The organism is Nocardia sp. CC201C (genome assembly GCF_030010695.1).
GTDB lineage: Bacteria > Actinomycetota > Actinomycetes > Mycobacteriales > Mycobacteriaceae > Nocardia > Nocardia otitidiscaviarum.
The window spans coordinates 1-1247 of sequence record NZ_JASCXP010000728.1 but is presented as its reverse complement, the minus strand read 5'-3'; the positions used below and the strand labels follow the sequence as shown (position 1 = coordinate 1247).

Below are 1247 nucleotides of genomic sequence, written 5' to 3'. Positions count from 1 at the left end.
CCCCCCCCCCCCCCCCCCCCCCCCCCCCCCCCCCCCGCCGCCCCCGCACCACCACGATCCCGGCGGCCGCGGTCTCGCGGCCGTATCGACACCGCCCTCGATGTCAGGCATCTACGCAGGTCAAAACGGGGAAACCCGCCCCGTCCTGCTACGCTCCCGCCTCATGGGTAAGAGCAAGCGCAACAGTCCCAAGCCGGGGAGCAATCGGCAGGCGAAGCTGGCCGAGCGTCGGGCGGCGCAGGAGCGGGCGGCGTCGGTGGTGACACGGCCGTTCGCGGGCTTGGCCGCGGAATGCGATCTGGTGGCGCTACGGGAGTTCGTGCCGTCGGCGACCGCCACGCTGAAGCTGTCGGCGAATGTCGCCGCCGAACGTCCCGTCACGCTCGCCACCGTGCTGCCGGGTGCGGTGTCGGCGCTGGTGCGCGCCGGGGACGAGCCGACCGGGTTCGTGGGTGTGCAGGTGCAGTTCCAGTCCGGTGATCCGGCCGCGGATCTGGCGGCCGTGATTCTGTGGACGCAGTCGGCGGAGCCGGGGGAGTCGTTGGCCGCCACCAGCGCCGAGGGCGCGCCGGGGCTGGCCGAGGTGCTGGATCCGGGTGCGGCGCTGGATCTGACGGTGCACCAGGACTTCAACTGGTGGGTGCCGGCGGGGGTCACCCCGGATCCGCAGGTGGCCGCCACCATCGAGCAGGCGAATCAGGCCATCATGCCGTCGGCGCGGCTGGAGCTGGGCGGGGACGCCATCGGCGCGGCCTGGTGGGTGGACGCCGGGGAGAAGGCGCATCTGCGCTGGGTGCGCCCGGAGGACGAGGACGCCCTGATGCTGGCCCTGGCCCGGCTGCACGCGGCCGGGAACCTGCACCTGGGTGAGGGGTCGCGGTTCGCGGGGTCGTTCCGGACCCACGGCCTGCTGGTGCCGGTCTTCGATCTGGACCGCGAGCGGCACGCCAGCGAATGGGTGCCGGGGGCAACGGAATTCGGTGCGCGACTGGTCGAGGCGCTGGCGGTGGACGAACCGCTGACGAGTGCGGAACGCCGCTCGCGCGATGGTCTGCGTTCGCGTCAGGTCACCTTGCGCTGACGCGCGAGATTTCCTGGGGAATTTTTTGAAAAACCCTCATTTCTAACCTGGCTCTCGGTTAGGTTCTCATCACCCCGGAAGGTCGGGGGAGGCGAGGATCTTCTCGCCGAAGCAAGAGATGAGGAAAACCATGGACGCGATTCTCGAAATCATCACCGGTCTGCTC

At 70.6% G+C, this 1247-nt stretch carries 1 protein-coding gene; it reads left to right on the top strand.

Features of this window, described 5'->3' with window-relative positions:
* Positions 1–163 precede the first annotated feature (163 nt).
* The gene (locus tag QK444_RS36325) at positions 164–1081 is read left to right on the top strand and encodes a DUF5926 family protein (RefSeq protein WP_282786657.1); all 918 of its coding nucleotides are present in this window, start codon (positions 164–166) and stop codon (positions 1079–1081) included.
* Positions 1082–1247: the final 166 nt, after the last annotated feature.

Excerpts from the sequence above, each read along its gene's own strand:
- QK444_RS36325 (WP_282786657.1), top strand. The coding sequence starts at position 164 with ATGGGTAAGAGCAAGCGCAACAGTCCCAAGCCGGGGAGCAATCGGCAG.